The sequence below is a fragment of the Nocardioides sp. AN3 genome, from assembly GCF_054653495.1.
On the sequence record NZ_BAAIGC010000120.1, the window covers coordinates 1 to 226 of the forward strand.

At 69.9% G+C, this 226-nt stretch carries 1 pseudogene; it reads left to right on the forward strand.

From position 1 onward, the window contains the following. Positions 1 to 13: 13 nt before the first annotated feature. A pseudogene (locus ACYQ1K_RS28065) lies at positions 14 to 226 on the forward strand (electron transfer flavoprotein subunit beta); the annotation flags it as partial.

A 226-nucleotide genomic window follows, 5' to 3' on the forward strand; every position in this document is an offset into this window, starting at 1 on the left:
CGTGGTCACTGGGATGGCCTCGACCGATGCGTCGGGGTCGGTGGTGCCGGTGATGCTGGCCGAGCGTCTCAACCTCCCGCAGGTGACCTTGGCGGCGGTGGTGGAGACCCAGGGCGGCCAGGTCCGGATCAAGCGTGACACCGACGCCGCGACCGAGGTCATCGGTGCGACGATGCCGCTGGTGCTCTCGGTCACCGACCAGTCCGGTGAGGCCCGCTACCCCTCT